Raw genomic sequence first — 17528 nt, 5'->3', positions numbered from 1 at the left:
GTGGAGCGGGCACGTACGATCCGCAGGAATCTCAATGATGTTGTCAACGGATATTGGCAGTGCTGCTCGGGTGTCCCGGCCGGTTGGTGGCCGGGACACCCGAGCGCTTCTAGTCCGTCCAGCCGGGGTAGGGTTTACGGTCCTGGTCGGGCAGTTCGGCGGCTGTGGTGGGGAGGTTGTCGGGGCCGTCGGACTGGCCGGAGGCCCAGTGGAAGAACACCTCGGCGGTGATCGCTTCGAAGCAGGCGTCTTGGGTCCGGAACCAGTGGGCGGCGGTGTCGCCCTCGACGTAGGTTCCGTAGCCGAACAGTTCCCCGTTCCGGTCCCGCGTGCGGGCGACGGCCAAGATGATGTAGGGCCACGCTCCGGCGTCCCAACCCTCGCTGGCCCAGTTCGGCAGCACCGACCACGCGGTGCCCTCGAGGGTGTCCATCCAGTCGTACCCGTCTCCTGTCCGGTCATCGGCGGGAAGGGCCGGGACGGTCACCGGTTCGGCGCTATCGGCTGCGGCCGTGCGGGTCATGATTTGGATACTCATGAGGTGATGCTCCGTTTCGCTCGGGCGGGGCGGGTGCCGGAAGTGCCGGTTTCCCTCTCCCCCACCATGTTTTTTGCCTGCTGGCGGAGCAGCGCGTAGCTGTGCTCGACGGAGCCGGGGCAACCCGAAGGGCAAGCAGCGGATGGGTTGGGTGAGGAAATAAGCGCAGCGCCGAATCCAAGACAGCCGTTGCGCGGCCGTCCGCAGGACGGTTGCGCCGGTGGGGCGGGCACGTAGGATCCAACGGACAGCCGCAAAAAAGAAAAAATGCTTGTGCTGTCCGAGCGCAGCGAGGACCTTTTCCTTTCCCGCCGCCTCTCAGCGTCCGACGTCTCCGTAGGGGGTTGGAGTCGAGCGATTCACGCAGCCTGAGCTCTTTCGGCACGGGGACCAGGGACCGGGGGTGCAGGTCACGTGGCAGTGAGGGCCGGTCCAAAGCCTCAACCACCCGCTTGTAGATACCCAACAAAATCGTGCCCTCATCGGAAGACTAGCCTCGGTTCTACGGCATACCAGCAACCAGGCAGCGCAAAGGACGATCAATGACGATTCAGGCAGATCCGGCACCTACCCGGTACGGGATTCTGGAAACCGCCCGCCGGCAGGTCCTCGAGGAAGGACACGGGTTGACGCAGGGCCAACTGCTGGAGGTGCTGCGCCTGCCCGATGAGGCCATCCCGGCGGCGCTGCAGCTGGCCCACGAGGTCCGGCTCAGGCACTGCGGTGAGGACGTCGAGGTCGAAGGCATCATCTCTATCAAGACCGGCGGGTGCCCGGAGGACTGCCATTTCTGCAGCCAGTCGGGGCTCTTCGATTCCCCCGTGCGGGGCGTCTGGCTGGACATCCCGGAGCTGGTCAAGGCTGCTAAGGAAACCGCTGCCACTGGCGCCACGGAGTTCTGCATCGTGGCAGCAGTCCGCGGACCGGACATTAAACTGATGAACCAGATCAAGTTCGCGATCGACCGCATCAACGAAGCCGTGGACATCAACATCGCCTGCTCCCTGGGGATGCTCACCCAGCACCAGGTGGACCAGCTCGCTGCCTGGGGAGTGCACCGCTACAACCACAACCTGGAAACAGCACGCAGCTACTTCCCGCAAGTAGTCACCACCCACAGCTACGAAGAACGCCTCGAGACCTGCTCCATGGTCAAGGCGGCCGGCATGGAGCTGTGCTGCGGCGCCCTGATCGGCATGGGCGAATCCCTGGAGCAGCGTGCTGAACTTGCTGCCCAGCTCGCCGCGCTGGAACCCCACGAGGTCCCGCTGAACTTTCTGAACCCCCGCCCCGGGACTCCCCTGGAAAACCAGGGGATCATGGACGGCAAGGACGCCCTCCGCGCCATTGCTGCGTTCCGGCTGGCCATGCCCCGGACCGTGCTCCGCTACGCCGGCGGCCGGGAACTGACCCTCGGTGACCTCGGAACCAGAGATGGCCTGCTCGGCGGCATCAACGCCGTCATCGTCGGGAACTACCTGACCACCCTGGGCCGGCCCGCCGACGCGGACCTGAACCTGCTGGTAGAGCTGAACATGCCCATCAAGGAATTCCAGAAATCACTGTGAACACGGTCCCGGTTGCCGGGGGCTCGAATGGCTCGAGCAACGGCCCATTCTGCGGACACTGCGGGGGCCCCGAGGGCGGCGGCCTCCCCGCTTCGGGCGGACACCAGCGCTGCGTTGAACTACTGACGCTGGAACCGCCACGCTACTGCGCCAACTGTAGGAGACGGATGAAGGTCCAGGTTACGCCGACCGGCTGGAGCGCAGAATGTTCCCGCCACGGGGTGCTCGTCCGATGACACAGGTGTCGGCTCCGACGAGCCTGATCCAGCGGGACCGCGCACGCCTGTGGCACCCGTACGCCCCCGCGTCCCCCAGCCTCCCGTTGTGGGAGGTCGAGGCGGCCGACGGTGTGCGGTTGCGGCTCCGCAGCGAAGACGGCACACGCCATGAGGTTGTTGATGCCATGTCCTCGTGGTGGTCGGCGATCCATGGCTACCGCCACCCTGTACTGGATGCGGCCGCGAAGCGGCAACTCGATGCTTTCAGCCATGTGATGTTCGGCGGCCTCACCCATGCCCCGGCGGTGGAACTGGCCGAGCGGCTGGTGGATATAGCCCCTTCCGCACCAGGACGGTCACGGTTGGACCGGGTGTTCCTCGCGGACTCGGGTTCGGTATCGGTGGAGGTTGCACTGAAGCTGGCGGTGCAATTCCAGACCGCGTCCGGCCACCCCGGGCGGCAGCGGTTCCTGAGCATCCGCGGGGGATATCACGGCGACACCTTTGCGGCAATGGGGGTTTGTGACCCCGTGGACGGGATGCACGTCGATTTCCCCGGTTTGTTGGGCGGCAACGTGTTCGCTCCGCGTCCCCCGGCCGCGGCGTCCGCAACCCCGGAAACAGTGCTGGCGTGGGCAGCCGAACTCCAGACCACCGCGGCTGCGCATTCCGGGGAGCTGGCCGCGATCATCGTCGAACCGGTCCTCCAGGGCGCAGGGGGCATGTACCCCTACCCGGCCGACTGCCTCACCGCGTTGCGGCAGGTGGCGGACCGGCACGGGCTGCTGCTCATCTTCGATGAGATCGCCACCGGCTTCGGCCGCACCGGCGAGCTGTTCGCCGCCGACCATGCCGGTGTGGTCCCGGACATCATGTGCGTGGGCAAAGCCCTCACCGGCGGATACCTCACCCTCGCCGCCATGCTCTGCACGGACGAGATTGCGTCAACGGTTTCCGGCGGACAGGCAGGGGCACTCCTGCACGGCCCCACCTTCATGGGCAACCCACTGGCATGTGCGGTAGCCAACGCCAGCCTGAGCATCATCGACGACGGTACCTGGCCGGCCGACGTCGCCCGGATCGGCGCGGGCCTGGCATCAGGACTCGCCCCCGCCCGGGGACTTGAGTCCGTGGCGGATGTCCGCACCATCGGCGCCGTCGGCGTCATTGAGCTGCACCACGCCGTCGCTGTCCCGGCGGTCACGGCCGCGGCCATCCGGCACGGAGTCTGGGTACGCCCGTTCCGGAACCTCGTCTACACGATGCCCCCGTACATCAGCACCGCCGCAGTCATCGAACAGATCACCGCAGGCATGACAGCGGCCGTCGCCGACGTCCATCAACGCGGCCCGGCGCGTTCCGGAGGGGCAGAATGAGCACCTCGATGACCCAGTGGCTCGAGCAGCAAGCCTCCGTCCGCGAACGCCGTGGTCTGGTCCGCCGCCCGCTCCCCCGCAACGCGGACGAACAGCTCATCGACCTGGCCAGCAACGACTACCTCGGGCTGTCCGCGGACCCACGGCTCGCCGACGCTGCCGCCGCCGCGGCCTCACGCTGGGGCGCGGGAGCCACGTCCTCGCGCCTGGTCGCCGGAACCACCCGGCTGCACCTGGACCTCGAACAGGAACTGGCCCGCCTGGCCGGTATGGACACGGCACTGGTGTTTTCCTCCGGCTACCTGGCAAACATCGGCGTAATCACATCGCTCGGCGGCCCCGGGACCCTGATCGTCGCGGACGAACACTGCCATGCCTCGATGATCGACGGATTCCGGCTCAGCCGCTCCCGCACCGAATCGTTCACCCACAACAGCGTTGAAGACGCCCGGCGGCTGCTTGCCGACCGGCCTGAGCCGCGCGCCCTCATCGCCGTTGAATCCCTCTACAGCGTCCTTGGCGACGAAGCCCCGCTCGCTGGTCTGCTGGCCCTGGCCGTACAGCACGACGCGGCGCTTCTGATCGACGAGGCCCATAGTCTAGGTGTCACCGGTGCCGGCGCCTTTCAGGGCCGCGGCTCGGTGGCCGGGACGGCCCTGGCCGGGCATCCGAACGTGATCGTGACCGCGACGCTGTCCAAGGCCCTGGGCAGCCAGGGCGGAGCAGTCCTGGGATCCGCGTTGCTGCGGGAACACCTCGTCAACCGGGCCCGCAGCTTCATCTTCGACACCGGCCTGGCGCCGGCCTCTGCAGCGGCGGCCCTCGCCGGGGTGCGGATCATCCGGGATGAACCTTGGCGGGCCGGATCCGTCCGGGACAATGCTGCGGCACTTACCGCCGGACTCGCCCCGGCCCTTGCAGCCCGCGGCGTCGCCGTCGACCGGACCGCGGGGGCCGTGCAGTCCATCACCATGCCTTCAGCCGGATCGGCTTTGTTCGCCTCCGCCGCCGCCCGCACCGCCGGCGTTCGGATTGGTTGCTTCCGCCCCCCGTCCGTCCCGGACGGGATTTCCCGGCTGCGGCTCACCGCCCGGGCCACCCTTACACCTAAGGAAATCGAAGACAGCTGCGCCGTACTGCGCAGCATTTTGGAGGAACTTCCATGAACCTGCCCGGCATCATCATGATCACCGGAACGGACACCGGCGTCGGCAAGACCATCACAACGGCGGCCCTCGCCGCCGCCCTCCACGAACAAGGGCGCAGCGTCGCGGTCTACAAGCCCTGCCAGTCAGGAGCCGCCGTCGGCGATTCCGACACAGCCGAAATCATCCGGCTCGCCGGCGACGTGACAGCAGAAACCGGGGTGGTTCTCCAGGAGCCATTGGCGCCCGTCGCGGCAGCCGCCATCGATAAAACACCCCTGCCCCGGGTGGCTGCGCACGCCGGGAGGGTCCGCGAGCTGGCCGCCTCCCACGACCACGTCCTGGTCGAGGGCGCAGGCGGCCTGCTGGTGGACCTGGATTCCGACGGCTGCACCCTCGCGGACCTCGGCTCACTCCTGGCAGCGGCATTCGTGGTCGTCGCGCGGCCGGACCTTGGCACCCTGAACCACACCGCTCTGACTCTCGAAGCGCTGCAAACACGGGACCTGCAGGTCCTCGGCGTAGTGCTGGGAAGCTGGCCAGGCAACCCAGGCGTCGTACACCACACCAACCGACAGGTGCTCGGATCCCTGCGGGTGCGTTTTCTCGGCGCCCTCCCTGGGCATGCCTCCGAACTGTCCCCGCCCGCTTTCCGTACCGAAGCAGCCGCCTGGCTGAACGGTCTACCCGCATGAACCCGACCCCAACGACCACCGGACCCGCGCAGCCGCTGGCAGAAAGCCCGGGACAGTGGCAGAGCTCTGAGCAGCCGCGCTGCCCGTACATGGTGGTGCGTGACCCGGATATGGTCCGCGAAGTGCTGCACCGACCGGATGTTTTCAGCCCCGCGAACGCCCTCGTCGCGGTCACGCCCCTGGCTGGGCCTGCCCTGCGCGTGCTGCAGCGTGTTCGCTTTGCGTTGCCTCCCGTGCTCGCCAGCAACGACACCGACACGCACGCCGGGATCCGTAAGATCGTGGCAGGGTTTTTCACGCCCGCCACGGTCGCGGCCATGGAGCCGCGGATCCGGGAACTGGCACAGGAAGCGGCACGGAATGCCGCAGACCAGCTCGTGAGGTCCGGGCCTGTGGACCTCGTCCAGACGGTGGCGGCGTTCCCCCCGGCAATTGTCATGCTCGAACTCCTCGGGCTGCCCGTACGGGACCTTGCAGACCTCAAACGCTGGAGTCTTGACTCCATGGAGCTGTTCTGGGGCTGGCCCGACGAAGCCCGGCAACTCGAACTCGCCCACAGCGCGGCGGAATTCTACCTCTGGCTGCGCAAACTCGTCGCAGAATCCCTGACGGCACCGGGATGCAACCTCTTCAAATCCCTCGCCGAACACGGCCTGTCAACCCCCGAAATCTGCTCGCTCGGCTATTTTCTGCTCATCGCCGGACAGGAAACAACCACCCAGCTGATTAGCACCACCCTGTTCCGACTCCTTGAAGAATCCAACCCAGTGGACTGGAAGGACGCCGCATCCGGGGAAGGCTCCAGGAGCGCGGTCCGACACGTGCTCGCCACTGAATCATCAGTCCCCACCTGGCGCCGTGTCGCCGCACACGATACCAACATCGCCGGCTCGCAGATTTCGGCGGGCACCGAAATCCTCCTCGAACTGAGCGGCAACCACACCACGAGACCAGCCCAAACCCGAGGTTCCTCGCCCCGAACGCAAGAGGCCCAGCACAAACCACCCACCACATACGGCCTGGTTTTTGGCTCGGGGATCCACCGCTGCCTCGGTGCCAAACTCGCAGAACTCGAGGCCGCCATCATTGTCCAGGAAACCGCCATATCACTTCCGCGAATACAGCTCCGGGACGTGAATCCAGACTGGATCCGGCTCCTGTCATTCCAAGCCCCCCGGACAGTTGTCGTGGCAGCCCAGCCACTCGGACCGCACTGACTTTGCTCAGAGGAACGAAATCGGCGGAATTCAAAGGTCCTACCGCCAGCGACGTAACCAAACACCAGGGACCGGCTGCGTGCGCAGCCCTCAACAGCACGGGCCCGGATTTCAAGGCCAACGCGCGGAATTAGTGCCCAGTCAGCCACCCGGATTCGGCCCCCAGGGATCGCGGGACCTGGGCAGCTCAGGCAGCCAGGCGGGCTGCCCGAGCCGGGACCGGCGTGTAGGTGGTGCCGTCGCGGAGCATGGCCCAAAGGACGTTCAGGCGGCGCCGGGCCAGGGAGAGCATGGCCTGGATATGGGTTTTGCCTTCGGCGCGTTTTCGGTCGTAGTAGGTCCGTGAGGCGGGGCAGCTTTTCAGGGCTGATAGCCCGGAGAGGTAGAAGACCCGGAGGAGTCTGCGATCGTAGCGGCGGGGGCGGTGGTGGTTTCCGGTGATCCGGCCGGAGTCCCGGGGCGCGGGGGCGAGTCCGGCGACGCCGGCGAACCGGTCCGCGGTTTCAAAGACCGTAAGGTCCCCGCCGGTGGCGCCAAGTAACTCAGCGGCCAGGACGGGTCCGAAACCGGGCATGCTGAGCAGGGACGGGGTGTGCCGGTGTTCGCTGACTTTCTCGCTGATTAGCGCGTCCAGCTCGGCCAGTTCCTTGTCCAGGGTGATGATTTCCTGTGCGAGGGCGGCGACTATCTGTTCTCCAAGGTGTTGGGCCGGGACGGTGGTGTGCTGGGATTTCGCGGCGTCGACGGCGGCCTGGGCGACCGCGGCGGAGGAACGGGTGCCGTGTTTCTTCAGCCAGGCGTGGATCCTGGTCTGGCCGGTGCGGCGGATCCCGTCCGGGGTCCGGTGTTTGGTCAGCAGGGTCAGGGCCGCTTTGGAGCGGCTGTAGTCAAAGGCCCGCTCCAAGGCCGGGAAGTATTCGAGCAGTTGGGCCTGCAGGCGGTTGATCGCCCGGACCCGGTCCGCGGATTTGTCGGCCCGGCGGGCGGTGAGGAGCCGCAGCCCTGTGCAGATCTCATCCCCGGCCCGCAGCGGCTGCAGGTCGCGGCGCATCCGGGCCTGGTCGGCGATCACGGCGGCGTCTTTCGCGTCCGTTTTGCCCTCGCCGCGGTAGAGCTTGGAGGCGTGGTGGACGATCCGGCCCGGGATGTAGAGGATGGTCTGGCCGTGGGCGACGAGGATGGCGATCAGCAGCGCCGGCCCGCCGTGGTTCAGGTCCGTTGCCCAGATGACCTCGTCCCCGTCCCCGAGTTTCAAGACGTTGACGATGAGCTCGAGCAGGGCTGGTTCGTCGTTGGGAACTCGTTGGGAGAGCAGCCGGTTTCCGGCGGCGTCGATCACAACGCAGTGATGATGGGCTTTGCCGGCATCGATACCGGCCCACAATTTCGTCAAAACAGCCTCCAGTCTGTCGGATGGGTCGAACCCGGCAGATAACCGCGCCGTCGTGTCCTTATCCGGCGATTCAAGTCGCGTCTCTCAATCAGCGGTCGGGTCATCGCGGGGCGCCGGGCGGCCAATCCTACGAAGCCGTCACGACCTGGATCGTCCGGACCACAGCAACAAAGCCATACCCGCCTCCCCCGGGTAGCCACGACCCTACAACGGCCACGGAACCACCCGTCAACACCATAAGGACAGCAGCCAAAAACGTCGTAGACACACAGGTTCAGGGGGTCCGGAGCTCTGCGACGGCGCGCCCTGGACCCAACAGCCGGCCGCGCCAGCGGACGCCCAACAACTGGTTGAAGCGCAGCGGAAACCAGGGCGAGCCCCGCGAGCCTGCCCTTCCACTCCCCTGCCCAGGGACAACCCAACGGCACCGCAGCCCATGGCTTGCCGCCGGCGGCCGCCAACCGTGCACCTGGTTACTGCGGGATTGGCGGTCCGCCGCTGGCGACCACCAACAAAGGCCGGCCACGACGGCGGACCGCCCGCGGTGACCGGCCCCGAAAGACCGGCCACCCTCGGGCCTATTCGCGGCGGTCGTGCAGCGGGACGGCTCCGTAGTGTCCGGCTGCGCGGCGGAACCGTGAGTCACTGCTGAAGATGAACGTGCCGCCGAACATGTACCACGGTGCGGGTTCACCTTCCGGTGTGACCGGCTCGGCGTGGATCACGGCTTCGCGGTGGAAGTGCTCGTTTTTGACGAGCCGGACGGCGGGCCGTTCCTCGGTGGCCTCGAAAACCGGGTCGATGCCCTCGCCAATGACCGTTACTTCCATGACGCGAGCGGAGATGCCCCGGTTCGAGAAGTCCGTGCCCAGGGCGTCGCGGTAGACCAGGGCGGTGATGCCCTTGGGGGCGGTGGTGTCGTTACTCATGTGCTGGCTCCTTTGAAGTCGTGGGGGCTGTACTGCCCGGCTCCCGGCCGGGCAGTACAGCGGTTGTCAGTGCTGGTTAGGCGGCGTCCCGGACGGCGTAGGGCATCCGGTAGCGGCTGGGCAGTTCTGCGGCGGCCTCGGGCAGGTCTGCGGGGCCTTGGGCCTGCCCGTTCTTCCAGTGGGTGAACGCCTGCTCGGTGATCGCGTCCCACAGCCGGGCCTTCGTCCGGTAGTAGGTGACCGGGCATTATTCACTGGATGCATCAGCGGCGGAATGCGCCAGGGTGCGGACCGTAAACTTCGGGTCCGGCCGGTGCCCCGCTGCAGAGGGCGGGACACCGGGGCCGGTGGTGGTTAGCCGGCGTTCTGAATTACGTGTGGCTGCCGGTATTTGGCGGGCATGCCATCAAAGGTGCTGGGCAGGTCGTCCGGTCCTTGGGCCTGGCCGTTTTTCCAGTGGAAGAACGCCTGCTCGCTGACGGCGGTCCAGAATCTGGATTTTGTCCGATAAAACGTCGTGCGGACGTCGCCCTCGCAGTAGGTCGCCAAGCCGAACAGGTTGCCAATCTTATCGGCGGTGCGGATGCCTGCGACCATGACGTAGGGCCATTGCCCGAGGTCCCAGCCGTCGCAGCCCCAACTCGGAATCACGACCCAGCCGTGTTCGCTGATGACGTCCATCCACTCGTAGCCATCGTTCATGTGGTAATCCCCGAGTACGGGGACGTCATGGATGACTTCTTGGGTGTCGCCGGTGGTCACGGTCCTGGTGGTGACTGCGTTCATGTGGTGTTGCTCCTATGCCGAGGTGTTCGGTGGGCGGGGCGGCTCGGGTGAGTGGCCAGCTTTCCCCTCTCCCCCGTTGTTTTGGCTGCTGGCGAAGCTTGCGGAGCTGTGCCCGTGCAGGCCCGTCTACCCGCTAGGGCAAGAGCCGGAAAATCTTCGGAGGAAATAAGCGACGCAGGAGCGCCGGAGAAGACTTTTTCGGAGCGCAGGCCCCGACGAAGGAGGGGCTAGACGGGCTGGAGCGGGTACGTACAATCCGTCAGGACAGCAGCCAAAAAAGAAGAACGCTTTGGCAGCCCGAGCGAAGCGAGGTCCGGTTCTCGGTGCGGCGCAGCCGTCCCGAGCTGCCCCTTCGGAGGTTGGCCAGGCTGGTGCCCGGCCACTGGCATCGGCTTGCCCTGGCCGGTGCGCCGGCTCACGCGGTGTTGTTAGAGATCTGTCAGGCCTGTTCCGGCATCGTCCAGACAGGGGGAGCGTTTGCCGGCCGGTGACCCGGTTGAGCGCAGGCAGGTGCACTGCGGGCCTTTCACGGCCGGTAGTGATGCCCAGACAAAACGCTGCATCTTGTTGTAGGCCCCGAAGTCCAGGACGGCTCCGTCCAGTTTGGGTGCGAGGTCATGGCTGACGCTGACCTCCAGCCTTGCACCGTCAGCCCCGGGCAGTGCGCAGCGCAGGGGCTTGCGGGGCACGGTACGGGAGAAGTAGAGGCCTTGTTTCCGGCATCCGCCCGGGCCCAGGTAGCAGTGCAGCGTCCCGCCGAACACAGCGATCATTTCCAAGGCGGCATCGGTGAGGAAGAACGTGCCGTGGCCCGGGATGGCGGCCGAAGTCAGTTCGGATCCCCTGCTCTCGCTGCCTGCAGGCTTCCCCGCTCTCCGCTCGTGCAGGCGCTGGGTGGTCGTGGAACCGGCAGAAGTCCTGGGCGTCATCGTCATAATCCTTCCGTCTGGGTGTCCGCGGCGGCGATTCAAGGATAACCTTTATATGTGCGTAATCACGCACATACGCACTTAGAGGGGTTTCATGCTTTCGGTTTTGAAGGATGTGACGTACCGGCGGCTGTTCGCCGCGCAGATTGTCGCGTTGCTCGGCACGGGCTTGCTGACGGTGGCGCTGGGGCTGCTGGCGTTCGACCTGGCCGGTCGGGACGCGGGTGCGGTGCTGGGCACGGCGTTGACGATCAAGATGTTCGCGTACGTGGGTTTTGCACCGGTGATCAACGCGCTGGTGGCGAGGCTGCCGAAGAAGCCGGTCCTGATCGGCGCGGACCTGATCCGCGCCGGGATGGCGTTATGCCTGCCGTTCATTACGGAGACCTGGCAGATCTACGTGGTGATTTTCCTGCTCCAGTCCGCCTCGGCGACCTTCACCCCGGCATTCCAGTCGCTCATCCCGGCGGTCTTGACCGATGAGAAGGACTACACCCGGGCCTTGTCGCTATCCCGTCTGGCCTACGACATGGAAGCGCTGGCCAGCCCTGCCATTGCGGCGCTGCTGCTGACGGTGCTCAGCTACAACAACCTGTTCCTGGGCACCGTGGGCGGGTTCCTGTTCTCGGCACTGATGGTGGTGCTGACCGTCCTGCCGGCCACGGCGTCTGCCCAGCAGGGCGGGGCGTCATCCCTGTGGCACCGCACGACCCTCGGGGCCCGGATTTTTTGGCGGAACCGGCGGCTGCGGTCGCTGCTCGCGCTGAACCTGGTGGTGTCGGCGCCGACCGCGCTGGTGCTGGTCAATAGTGTCGTGATGGTCCGTGAGATCCTGCACCGCCCCGACACGGACCTTGCCCTGGCGCTTGCCAGCTTCGGTGTCGGATCCATGGTCGTGGCGCTGTCCGCTCCACGTGTTTTGGAGCGACTCGGAGAACGGGCGGTCATGCTGACCGGCGCGGCCGTCATCCCCGCGGCCCTGGCCGTGGCGACAGTGCTGCTGTTCCAGCCCGCTTCGGATGCGACCTGGTGGTCGCTGCTGGGACTATGGTTCGTGCTCGGTGCAGGGAACTCCACGATCCTTACCCCGTCGTCGCGGCTGCTTCGCGAGGCGTCGACCGAGGCAACTCGGCCGTACGTGTTCACGGCCCAGTTCTCCCTCTCCCACGCCTGCTACATCATCAGCTACCCGCTGGCCGGCATCGCCGGGGCAGCCGCGGGCCTGGGCCCGGCTTCGCTCGCGCTGCTGATTCTTGCGATGATAGGGGCGGCAGGAGCCTTCCTTTCCTGGCCCCGGCACAGCCCCGGACCCGTTGATCGTTTGGAGCATGCTGATGAGCAGCCAGCCGGACCACACCGCGGCCGCCGCGTCTGAGGAGCCCTCGCTCGTCCATGACGTCGCGGCCGGCCCGCTGCTGCTCGAAACAGCTGCCGGGACCTTGCGGATGCTCGCCGAACCCACCCGGCTGCATCTGCTCCTGCAACTCACGGACGGCCCGAAGACCGTCACCGAGCTGACCGTAGCGACCGGGGCTCCGCGGACAGCGGTCAGCCAGCACCTGGCCAAGCTCCGGCTCAGCGGCCTGGTCGATACCCGCAAGGACGGCCAAAAGGTGATCTACTCCCTGCATGACGGGCACCTCGTCCGCCTGATCCGGGAAACCATCAACCACGCAGACCACCGCCTCACCGGCGAACCCACCCACGACTAAGCCAACACCAGACAGACACCCCGGCGGGGCGGCGGCAGGAAGGGACGATGATGCCAGCACAGGCACCCCTGACCCTGCCGCGCGCCCTGACCGTCGCGGGCCTGATCCTCGGGATCGCGGCCGCGGCACACACCGCCGGCGGCGGCCGCCTCCCCGCCACGCCGCTGCTCGTCTTGCTGGCCGCGCTGGTCATGCTCCCGGTCACCGTCCTGGCCCGGCGGAAGCTCGGCCTCGGCACGATCACCACCGCGCTGGGCACCGGGCAACTGGCCCTGCACGCCGCGTTCACGGCCTTTCCCAGCCCGGTCGAGCATTGCACTGCGGCGGGGATCGCCGCCCACGGACACCACCAGTCCGCCACCTTTCCTGGCTGCCTCACCGCGACCGGAACCATGGCCGCGCACGTCACGGGGGTCCTTCCAGGACCGGTCATGACCGGCGCGCACATCCTCGCGGTCGCCGCGACCGCGCTGCTGCTGGCACACGGCGAAACAATGCTCTGGCGGATGCTGGACTGGCTGGCTCCCCGAAGCTTCGCACTCCACCTGCCCGTGCTGCCGCATTGGACGACGCCGGCACCGCCTGCAGGGTTGGTGATCCCGCGACTGCACCCATGCCTGCGGATCCCGGCCCTGCGCGGCCCGCCCACCGCTTCTTCCAGGGCCGTGGCGGCTTTCGCCGCCTGACGGGCCCTGCCGGCTTTGACCCTTTTGATTTCCTTTGCCTGACAGTGCCGACCTGTGCCGCAGGCTGTCCCGAAAGGACACTCCAGTTATGACGTTTTCACTCCGCCGCGCCCGCGTGGCCGCCGCACTCACCGCCGCCGTTGCCCTGACCGCTCTGGCCGGTACTGGCCCCGCGCAGGCACACGACGCCTTGGCTTCCACCAGTCCCTCCGACGGGCAGACCATCACCGAGAACCCGGGCAAGGTCTCCATCACCCTCACTAATGCCCCGGACACCGGGCTCCCTGGCTCGAACAGCATCGAAGTCACCGCACCCGACGGGCACGTCGTCAGCAGTGGAGACGTCACCGCAGACGGGGCCACCCTGAGCATCGCCGCGGACATCGACCACGAGGGAAAGCACACGGTCGCGTGGCGGGCCGTGTCCGCTGACGGGCACCCCATTGATGGCACCTTCGCTTTCACCTATGCCCCCGCCGCTGGGGAGGGTCACACCGAGTCCGCCGTAGCAGCAACGACGGCCGCAGCCCCGGCATCAGCGGCCCCGTCCGCGGAAACGGCGGCCGCGACGCCCGCGTCCGCCCAGAGCGGTGATAACACCGGCCTGATCATCGGGGCCGGCGCCGTGCTGCTGATCCTCGTTGCCGCGGGCGCCTACCTCATCGGCCGCCGAACCAAGGCCAACGCCAGCAGCGCCGACTGACCCCGCAACCGATCACAGGGCCCGCCCGGAACACTTCCGGGCGGGCCCTGTCCCCCTACCCGCATCGCCCCGAAGGCTTCCTTTGCCCCCAGCCCTGCGTCACTGCTTCAGTAGAGGAAAACGTCAACGACGAGGGCCGCAACGGCGCCGAGCAGGGTCAGAATCACCACCCTGCGGCCCGCGGCAGCCCGCAGCGGACCCAGACCGAGGACCACTGCCAGGGCAGCCACAGCAAAAACACCCGAACCGGCATCCTGCCAGCTGACCGGAAACACCGGCAGCGGTGCGTCGACGAAAAACTGCGGCGCGTTCACGGCCCGCAGGATGGCGTTCCAGGCGAACGGACCCGCAAACGCACCTACCGCCACGGCGGCCAGCGTGACGGGGCGCCTTTCCCGGCCCACAAGAACCACCAACGCCAGAGCAGCAACTGCCGACAGCGCCGCCCCGTAAAAGATTGTTGCCCAAGCCAGCACCGCTGCCCCCTCGCAAAACCACTCCGGCCTGCAGTGTCTCACAACCGGGCAACAGGCACCCACTGCCCGCAGCTACTTCTGAAGTTGCGTTTAATGCATCATTAGTGACTTTCATGCTTCAATGATGCCTAAAGTATGTGGATTGGAGTCTTGATGGTTCGTTCGTTTGGGGCAGAAGTGCTCCCCTTAAACGTGGTTCCGTTGGATCCGATGGAGGCTGTCTTTCAAGGGATGCTCGCCGGGTGGGAACGACAGCGGCTGAGCCGGGGCCTGAATGGGGTGGCAACCCGGAGCAACGTCGCGTTGGTGAAGCGCTTTGCGAGGTTCACGGGTGAGTATCCGTGGACATGGCAGCCCGGTGACGTTGAGGACTTCACGGTCTCGCTGCTCAACCGGGCTGAGCCGGCATCGCACTCTACGCTTCGGGGCTATCACGGGGTGATTCGAGGGTTCTGCGCCTTCATCACCGATGCACGGTATGACTGGCCCGAGGTATGCCAGGAGCGCTTTGGCGCCCATCCTGTCCAGATCTGCCATGACTGGAACACCCGTCATCACGTCGCTGAGTTTGAGGCCCGCCCGGCGAAGCGGGCCTTGACCTTCGATGAGGCCGATGCGTTTTTCGCCCACGCAGACCTCAAGGTTGAGCGAATCCTCGCGGCCGGGAAGAAGGGAGCTCTCGGGGCGCTGCGGGACGCGCAGTTCTTCAAGACCGTTTACGCGTTCGGTCTTCGCCGGCGGGAGGCGTGCATGCTGGACCTGGCCGACCTGCGGTCAAACCCGAACAACCCGGAGTGGGGCAGTTACGGCAGCCTCCACGTCCGCCACGCCAAGGCCAACAAGGGAGGGCCGCCGCGCCGCCGGACCGTGCTGGCCGTGCCCGAGTTCGCTTGGGCAGTGGAAGGCCTGCGGCAATGGATCGAAGAGGGGCGCCCGAAATTCCGCCCGGGAAGCGCCAGCCCGGTCTGGATGACCGAGCGTCGTTCACGCTTGTCGGTGAGGCACTCCGATGAGAAATTCGCGCTCCTGCGCGACGAGATCGGCCTGGATCCGAAACTGACCCTGCACAGCCTGCGGCATTCCTATGTCACTCATCTGATTGAATACGGTTACCCGGAACGGTTCGTCCAGGAACAGGTGGGCCACTCCTACGCCTCATCCACGGCGGTCTACACGGACGTCAGCGATGACTACAAGAACCGGATCCTCGCCAAAGCCTTGGCCCGGGTCCGCCACCCCCGACAGCAAGGCCAGCAGCAATGACCAACGCCTACGTGATCTCCTGGAACATCCGCCAACTTATGGCCGCCAAGGGCCTCTACCAGACCACCGATCTGGTGCCGTTGATGGCCGAACACGGTGTCTCGCTCTCCCGCGAGCAGGTCTACCGGCTTGTCACCTCAACCCCGTCCCGGCTCAACCTGGAAGTCCTCGCAGCATTCTGCGACATCCTGGGCTGCACCCCCAACGACCTGATCACCTTCACCCGGGCAGCGGCCCTATCCCCGACCGAGCGCACCGCCTCCGGTGAAACCGCCGAGACCAGCGGACTGCAGCCTATCGGGGACCTTCGCCCCGTTCCGGCCCGGATCCGCCGCCCCGGCGACTGAAAACCCTGAAGACCCCGCTGCTGCAGATCCTGGCGAACCTTCCCGGTCCTCTCAGCAAGGCGGGGACCACCGCCCTCGATGCCTGGATCACCGCCAACGCCGCCTCCTCACGGGCCGAGAGCATCCTTCGCAAGTACGTCCAACAAGTGCCCGGCTTCGCATCCAGCGGCGACCCCTTCATGCCGCGGCTCGCCCAACGCCTGCTCACGGAACTGCAATCAAGCGGGATCGATGGAATCGTGCAGCCCCGGTGCATGGCATGCGGGGAGGAACGGCTGCTCGTCAAAACCCTGCCCGATGGCAGGCGCGTCTGCGCCCGCTGCGAAAGACGACTCATCGTGCACGCCTGCGGCGTCTGCGACAAGGAAACGATCATCATCGCCCGACCCGACGGGGTCGCGCATTGCAGGCCCTGCTGGCGGAAAAACCCCGCCTCATTCAAGCAATGTTCCCGCTGCGGCGCGATGGGGGAGATCGAAAAGCGCACGGCTGACGGGCCGCTCTGTTACCGCTGCGCCCCCGGCACCGTCCTCACCTGCCACAGTTGCGGGACGTTCTCCCGCATCGCCGCGCACCTGCTCGGCGGACCCCAATGCCGCTCATGCTTCCGCCGGATCAAAAGCACCGCCATCCGCTGCCCCGGCTGCGCGAACATGCGGATCATCGCCTACCTCGGGCCGGGCAACAACCCCTGCTGCGCCTCGTGCGCAGGGGTCCGGCCCCGCTACGCATGCGCAGACTGCGGCGGCGAGGAGAACCTGCACGGAAAACACTGCTACACCTGTGTCGCCCGACGCAGAACCCTTGAACTCATCACAGACCGCCACGGCGTCATCAATACCGCGTTCGAACCCGTCCGGCAGAACCTGCTGCAACGGCCCAAAATGACCGCCGTAGTCCAGGTCGCACACAACAGACCCGCTACTGAGCTGATCCGCGCCCTCGTCAACAACGACGTCCCCCTTGAACACGACACCCTGGACCAATGGCCCCGACCAAAATCCGCCGAGTACGTCCGGAGTCTTCTGACCGACACCGGCTTACTGCCGACCCGGGACGAGAACCTGCACCTCTTCGACACCTGGGCCAGAAAATTCCTCGAGTCACTGCCCCCAGCGACGCGGAACATCCTCGAGCCATACCTGCGCTGGAACGTCGGACGGAACCTGCGCATCAAGGCCCGTCGCCAACCCCTGACCCGCAACGCCCAGCACTACGGACGCGACAAACTCACAACAGCGGCCCGATATCTCGAACACCTCACAGCCTCCGGCCTGAACCTTTCCGAAGCGAACCAAACACACCTCGAAACCTGTATCGTCCAAAATCCCAGCCAGCGCCTGCGCACACATCTACCGGCATTCCTTGCATGGGCGCACACCAACGCACTGATTCCCAAACTCACCATCAACCGCGTCAGGAGCGATGTTAGCGGCCATGAAAAACTGCCCATAGGCGGCCACGAAAGTGCCCGCTGGCGGCCAGCAGAACTGCCCGCCGGTGGCCATGAGATCTGCCCACTTCCTTACTTGTTCCTGCCGCGTCTT

General features: G+C 66.5%; 18 protein-coding genes. 12 read left to right on the top strand and 6 right to left on the bottom strand.

Translation table 11 applies throughout. The features are described from left to right. Positions 1 to 109 precede the first annotated feature (109 nt). On the bottom strand, positions 110 to 538 hold the full coding sequence (locus tag ACETK3_RS19840) for a hypothetical protein (RefSeq protein WP_237429482.1): 429 nt from the start codon (positions 536 to 538) through the stop codon (positions 110 to 112). Positions 539 to 1080: 542 nt separating this feature from the next. Between ACETK3_RS19840 and bioB the strand changes: the two genes are divergently transcribed. From bioB to ACETK3_RS19815, 5 genes are all read left to right on the top strand, one after another. Further along, on the top strand, positions 1081 to 2106 hold the full coding sequence (gene bioB / locus ACETK3_RS19835; protein ID WP_306971281.1) for a biotin synthase BioB: 1026 nt from the start codon (positions 1081 to 1083) through the stop codon (positions 2104 to 2106). A gap of 232 nt (positions 2107 to 2338) precedes the next feature. Continuing rightward, positions 2339 to 3700, top strand: coding sequence for an adenosylmethionine--8-amino-7-oxononanoate transaminase (locus ACETK3_RS19830; protein WP_306971280.1), 1362 nt, complete (start codon positions 2339 to 2341; stop codon positions 3698 to 3700). An 8-nt stretch (positions 3701 to 3708) separates the two neighbouring features. Continuing rightward, on the top strand, positions 3709 to 4866 hold the full coding sequence (locus tag ACETK3_RS19825) for an 8-amino-7-oxononanoate synthase (RefSeq protein ID WP_373462217.1): 1158 nt from the start codon (positions 3709 to 3711) through the stop codon (positions 4864 to 4866). Then, positions 4863 to 5540 carry a dethiobiotin synthase gene (gene bioD, locus ACETK3_RS19820; RefSeq protein WP_188572738.1) on the top strand — a complete coding sequence of 226 codons (678 nt, stop codon included), beginning with the start codon at positions 4863 to 4865 and terminating at the stop codon, positions 5538 to 5540. Before ACETK3_RS19825 ends, bioD begins: the two co-directional genes overlap by 4 nt. After that, entirely contained in the window at positions 5537 to 6757 is a 1221-nt protein-coding gene (locus ACETK3_RS19815; protein WP_306971278.1) for a cytochrome P450, read from the top strand. Before bioD ends, ACETK3_RS19815 begins: the two co-directional genes overlap by 4 nt. Positions 6758 to 6944: 187 nt before the next feature. Here the strand turns inward: ACETK3_RS19815 and ACETK3_RS19810 are convergent, their stop codons facing one another. The 4 genes from ACETK3_RS19810 to ACETK3_RS19795 form a co-directional block, all read right to left on the bottom strand. Further along, the gene (locus ACETK3_RS19810; protein WP_306971277.1) at positions 6945 to 8150 is read right to left on the bottom strand and encodes an IS110 family transposase; all 1206 of its coding nucleotides are present in this window, start codon (positions 8148 to 8150) and stop codon (positions 6945 to 6947) included. Positions 8151 to 8728: 578 nt separating this feature from the next. Continuing rightward, the gene (locus tag ACETK3_RS19805) at positions 8729 to 9079 is read right to left on the bottom strand and encodes a hypothetical protein (protein ID WP_237429478.1); all 351 of its coding nucleotides are present in this window, start codon (positions 9077 to 9079) and stop codon (positions 8729 to 8731) included. Positions 9080 to 9433: 354 nt separating this feature from the next. After that, complete coding sequence (locus ACETK3_RS19800) at positions 9434 to 9865, bottom strand: hypothetical protein (protein WP_237429477.1); 432 nt, start codon at positions 9863 to 9865, stop codon at positions 9434 to 9436. Positions 9866 to 10293: 428 nt separating this feature from the next. Further along, positions 10294 to 10794: a peptidase gene (locus ACETK3_RS19795; RefSeq protein WP_237429476.1), complete on the bottom strand. Its 501-nt coding sequence runs from the start codon at positions 10792 to 10794 to the stop codon at positions 10294 to 10296. A 94-nt stretch (positions 10795 to 10888) separates the two neighbouring features. Here ACETK3_RS19795 and ACETK3_RS19790 point away from each other — a divergent pair, with 94 nt between their 5' ends. The 4 genes from ACETK3_RS19790 to ACETK3_RS19775 all read left to right on the top strand — a co-directional run bounded on the left by ACETK3_RS19790 (position 10889) and on the right by ACETK3_RS19775 (position 13895). Then, the gene (locus tag ACETK3_RS19790; protein WP_237429475.1) at positions 10889 to 12169 is read left to right on the top strand and encodes an MFS transporter; all 1281 of its coding nucleotides are present in this window, start codon (positions 10889 to 10891) and stop codon (positions 12167 to 12169) included. Next, positions 12129 to 12506, top strand: a complete 378-nt coding sequence (locus ACETK3_RS19785; RefSeq protein ID WP_237429474.1) for a metalloregulator ArsR/SmtB family transcription factor — start codon at positions 12129 to 12131, stop codon at positions 12504 to 12506. The genes ACETK3_RS19790 and ACETK3_RS19785 overlap by 41 nt, the downstream gene beginning before the upstream one ends. Positions 12507 to 12553: 47 nt before the next feature. Then, on the top strand, positions 12554 to 13192 hold the full coding sequence (locus ACETK3_RS19780) for a hypothetical protein (protein WP_237429473.1): 639 nt from the start codon (positions 12554 to 12556) through the stop codon (positions 13190 to 13192). 88 nt (positions 13193 to 13280) lie between these two features. Continuing rightward, positions 13281 to 13895, top strand: a complete 615-nt coding sequence (locus ACETK3_RS19775) for a copper resistance CopC family protein (RefSeq protein WP_237429472.1) — start codon at positions 13281 to 13283, stop codon at positions 13893 to 13895. 107 nt (positions 13896 to 14002) lie between these two features. Here ACETK3_RS19775 and ACETK3_RS19770 read toward each other — a convergent pair whose 3' ends face one another. After that, entirely contained in the window at positions 14003 to 14371 is a 369-nt protein-coding gene (locus tag ACETK3_RS19770; protein ID WP_237429471.1) for a hypothetical protein, read from the bottom strand. A gap of 306 nt (positions 14372 to 14677) precedes the next feature. Here ACETK3_RS19770 and ACETK3_RS19765 point away from each other — a divergent pair, with 306 nt between their 5' ends. The 3 genes from ACETK3_RS19765 to ACETK3_RS19755 all read left to right on the top strand — a co-directional run. Next, on the top strand, positions 14678 to 15634 hold the full coding sequence (locus ACETK3_RS19765) for a tyrosine-type recombinase/integrase (protein WP_373993463.1): 957 nt from the start codon (positions 14678 to 14680) through the stop codon (positions 15632 to 15634). Then, positions 15631 to 15981: a helix-turn-helix transcriptional regulator gene (locus ACETK3_RS19760; RefSeq protein ID WP_237429469.1), complete on the top strand. Its 351-nt coding sequence runs from the start codon at positions 15631 to 15633 to the stop codon at positions 15979 to 15981. The genes ACETK3_RS19765 and ACETK3_RS19760 overlap by 4 nt, the downstream gene beginning before the upstream one ends. Positions 15982 to 16127: 146 nt before the next feature. Next, positions 16128 to 17528: hypothetical protein (locus ACETK3_RS19755; RefSeq protein WP_237429468.1), on the top strand; the 1401-nt coding region annotated here is incomplete at its 3' end.

The sequence above is a fragment of the Arthrobacter sp. E44 genome (genome assembly GCF_041877125.1).
Lineage (GTDB): Bacteria > Actinomycetota > Actinomycetes > Actinomycetales > Micrococcaceae > Arthrobacter.
The sequence above is the reverse complement of the archived record's forward strand: the minus strand, read 5'-3'. Positions and strand labels throughout refer to the sequence as shown.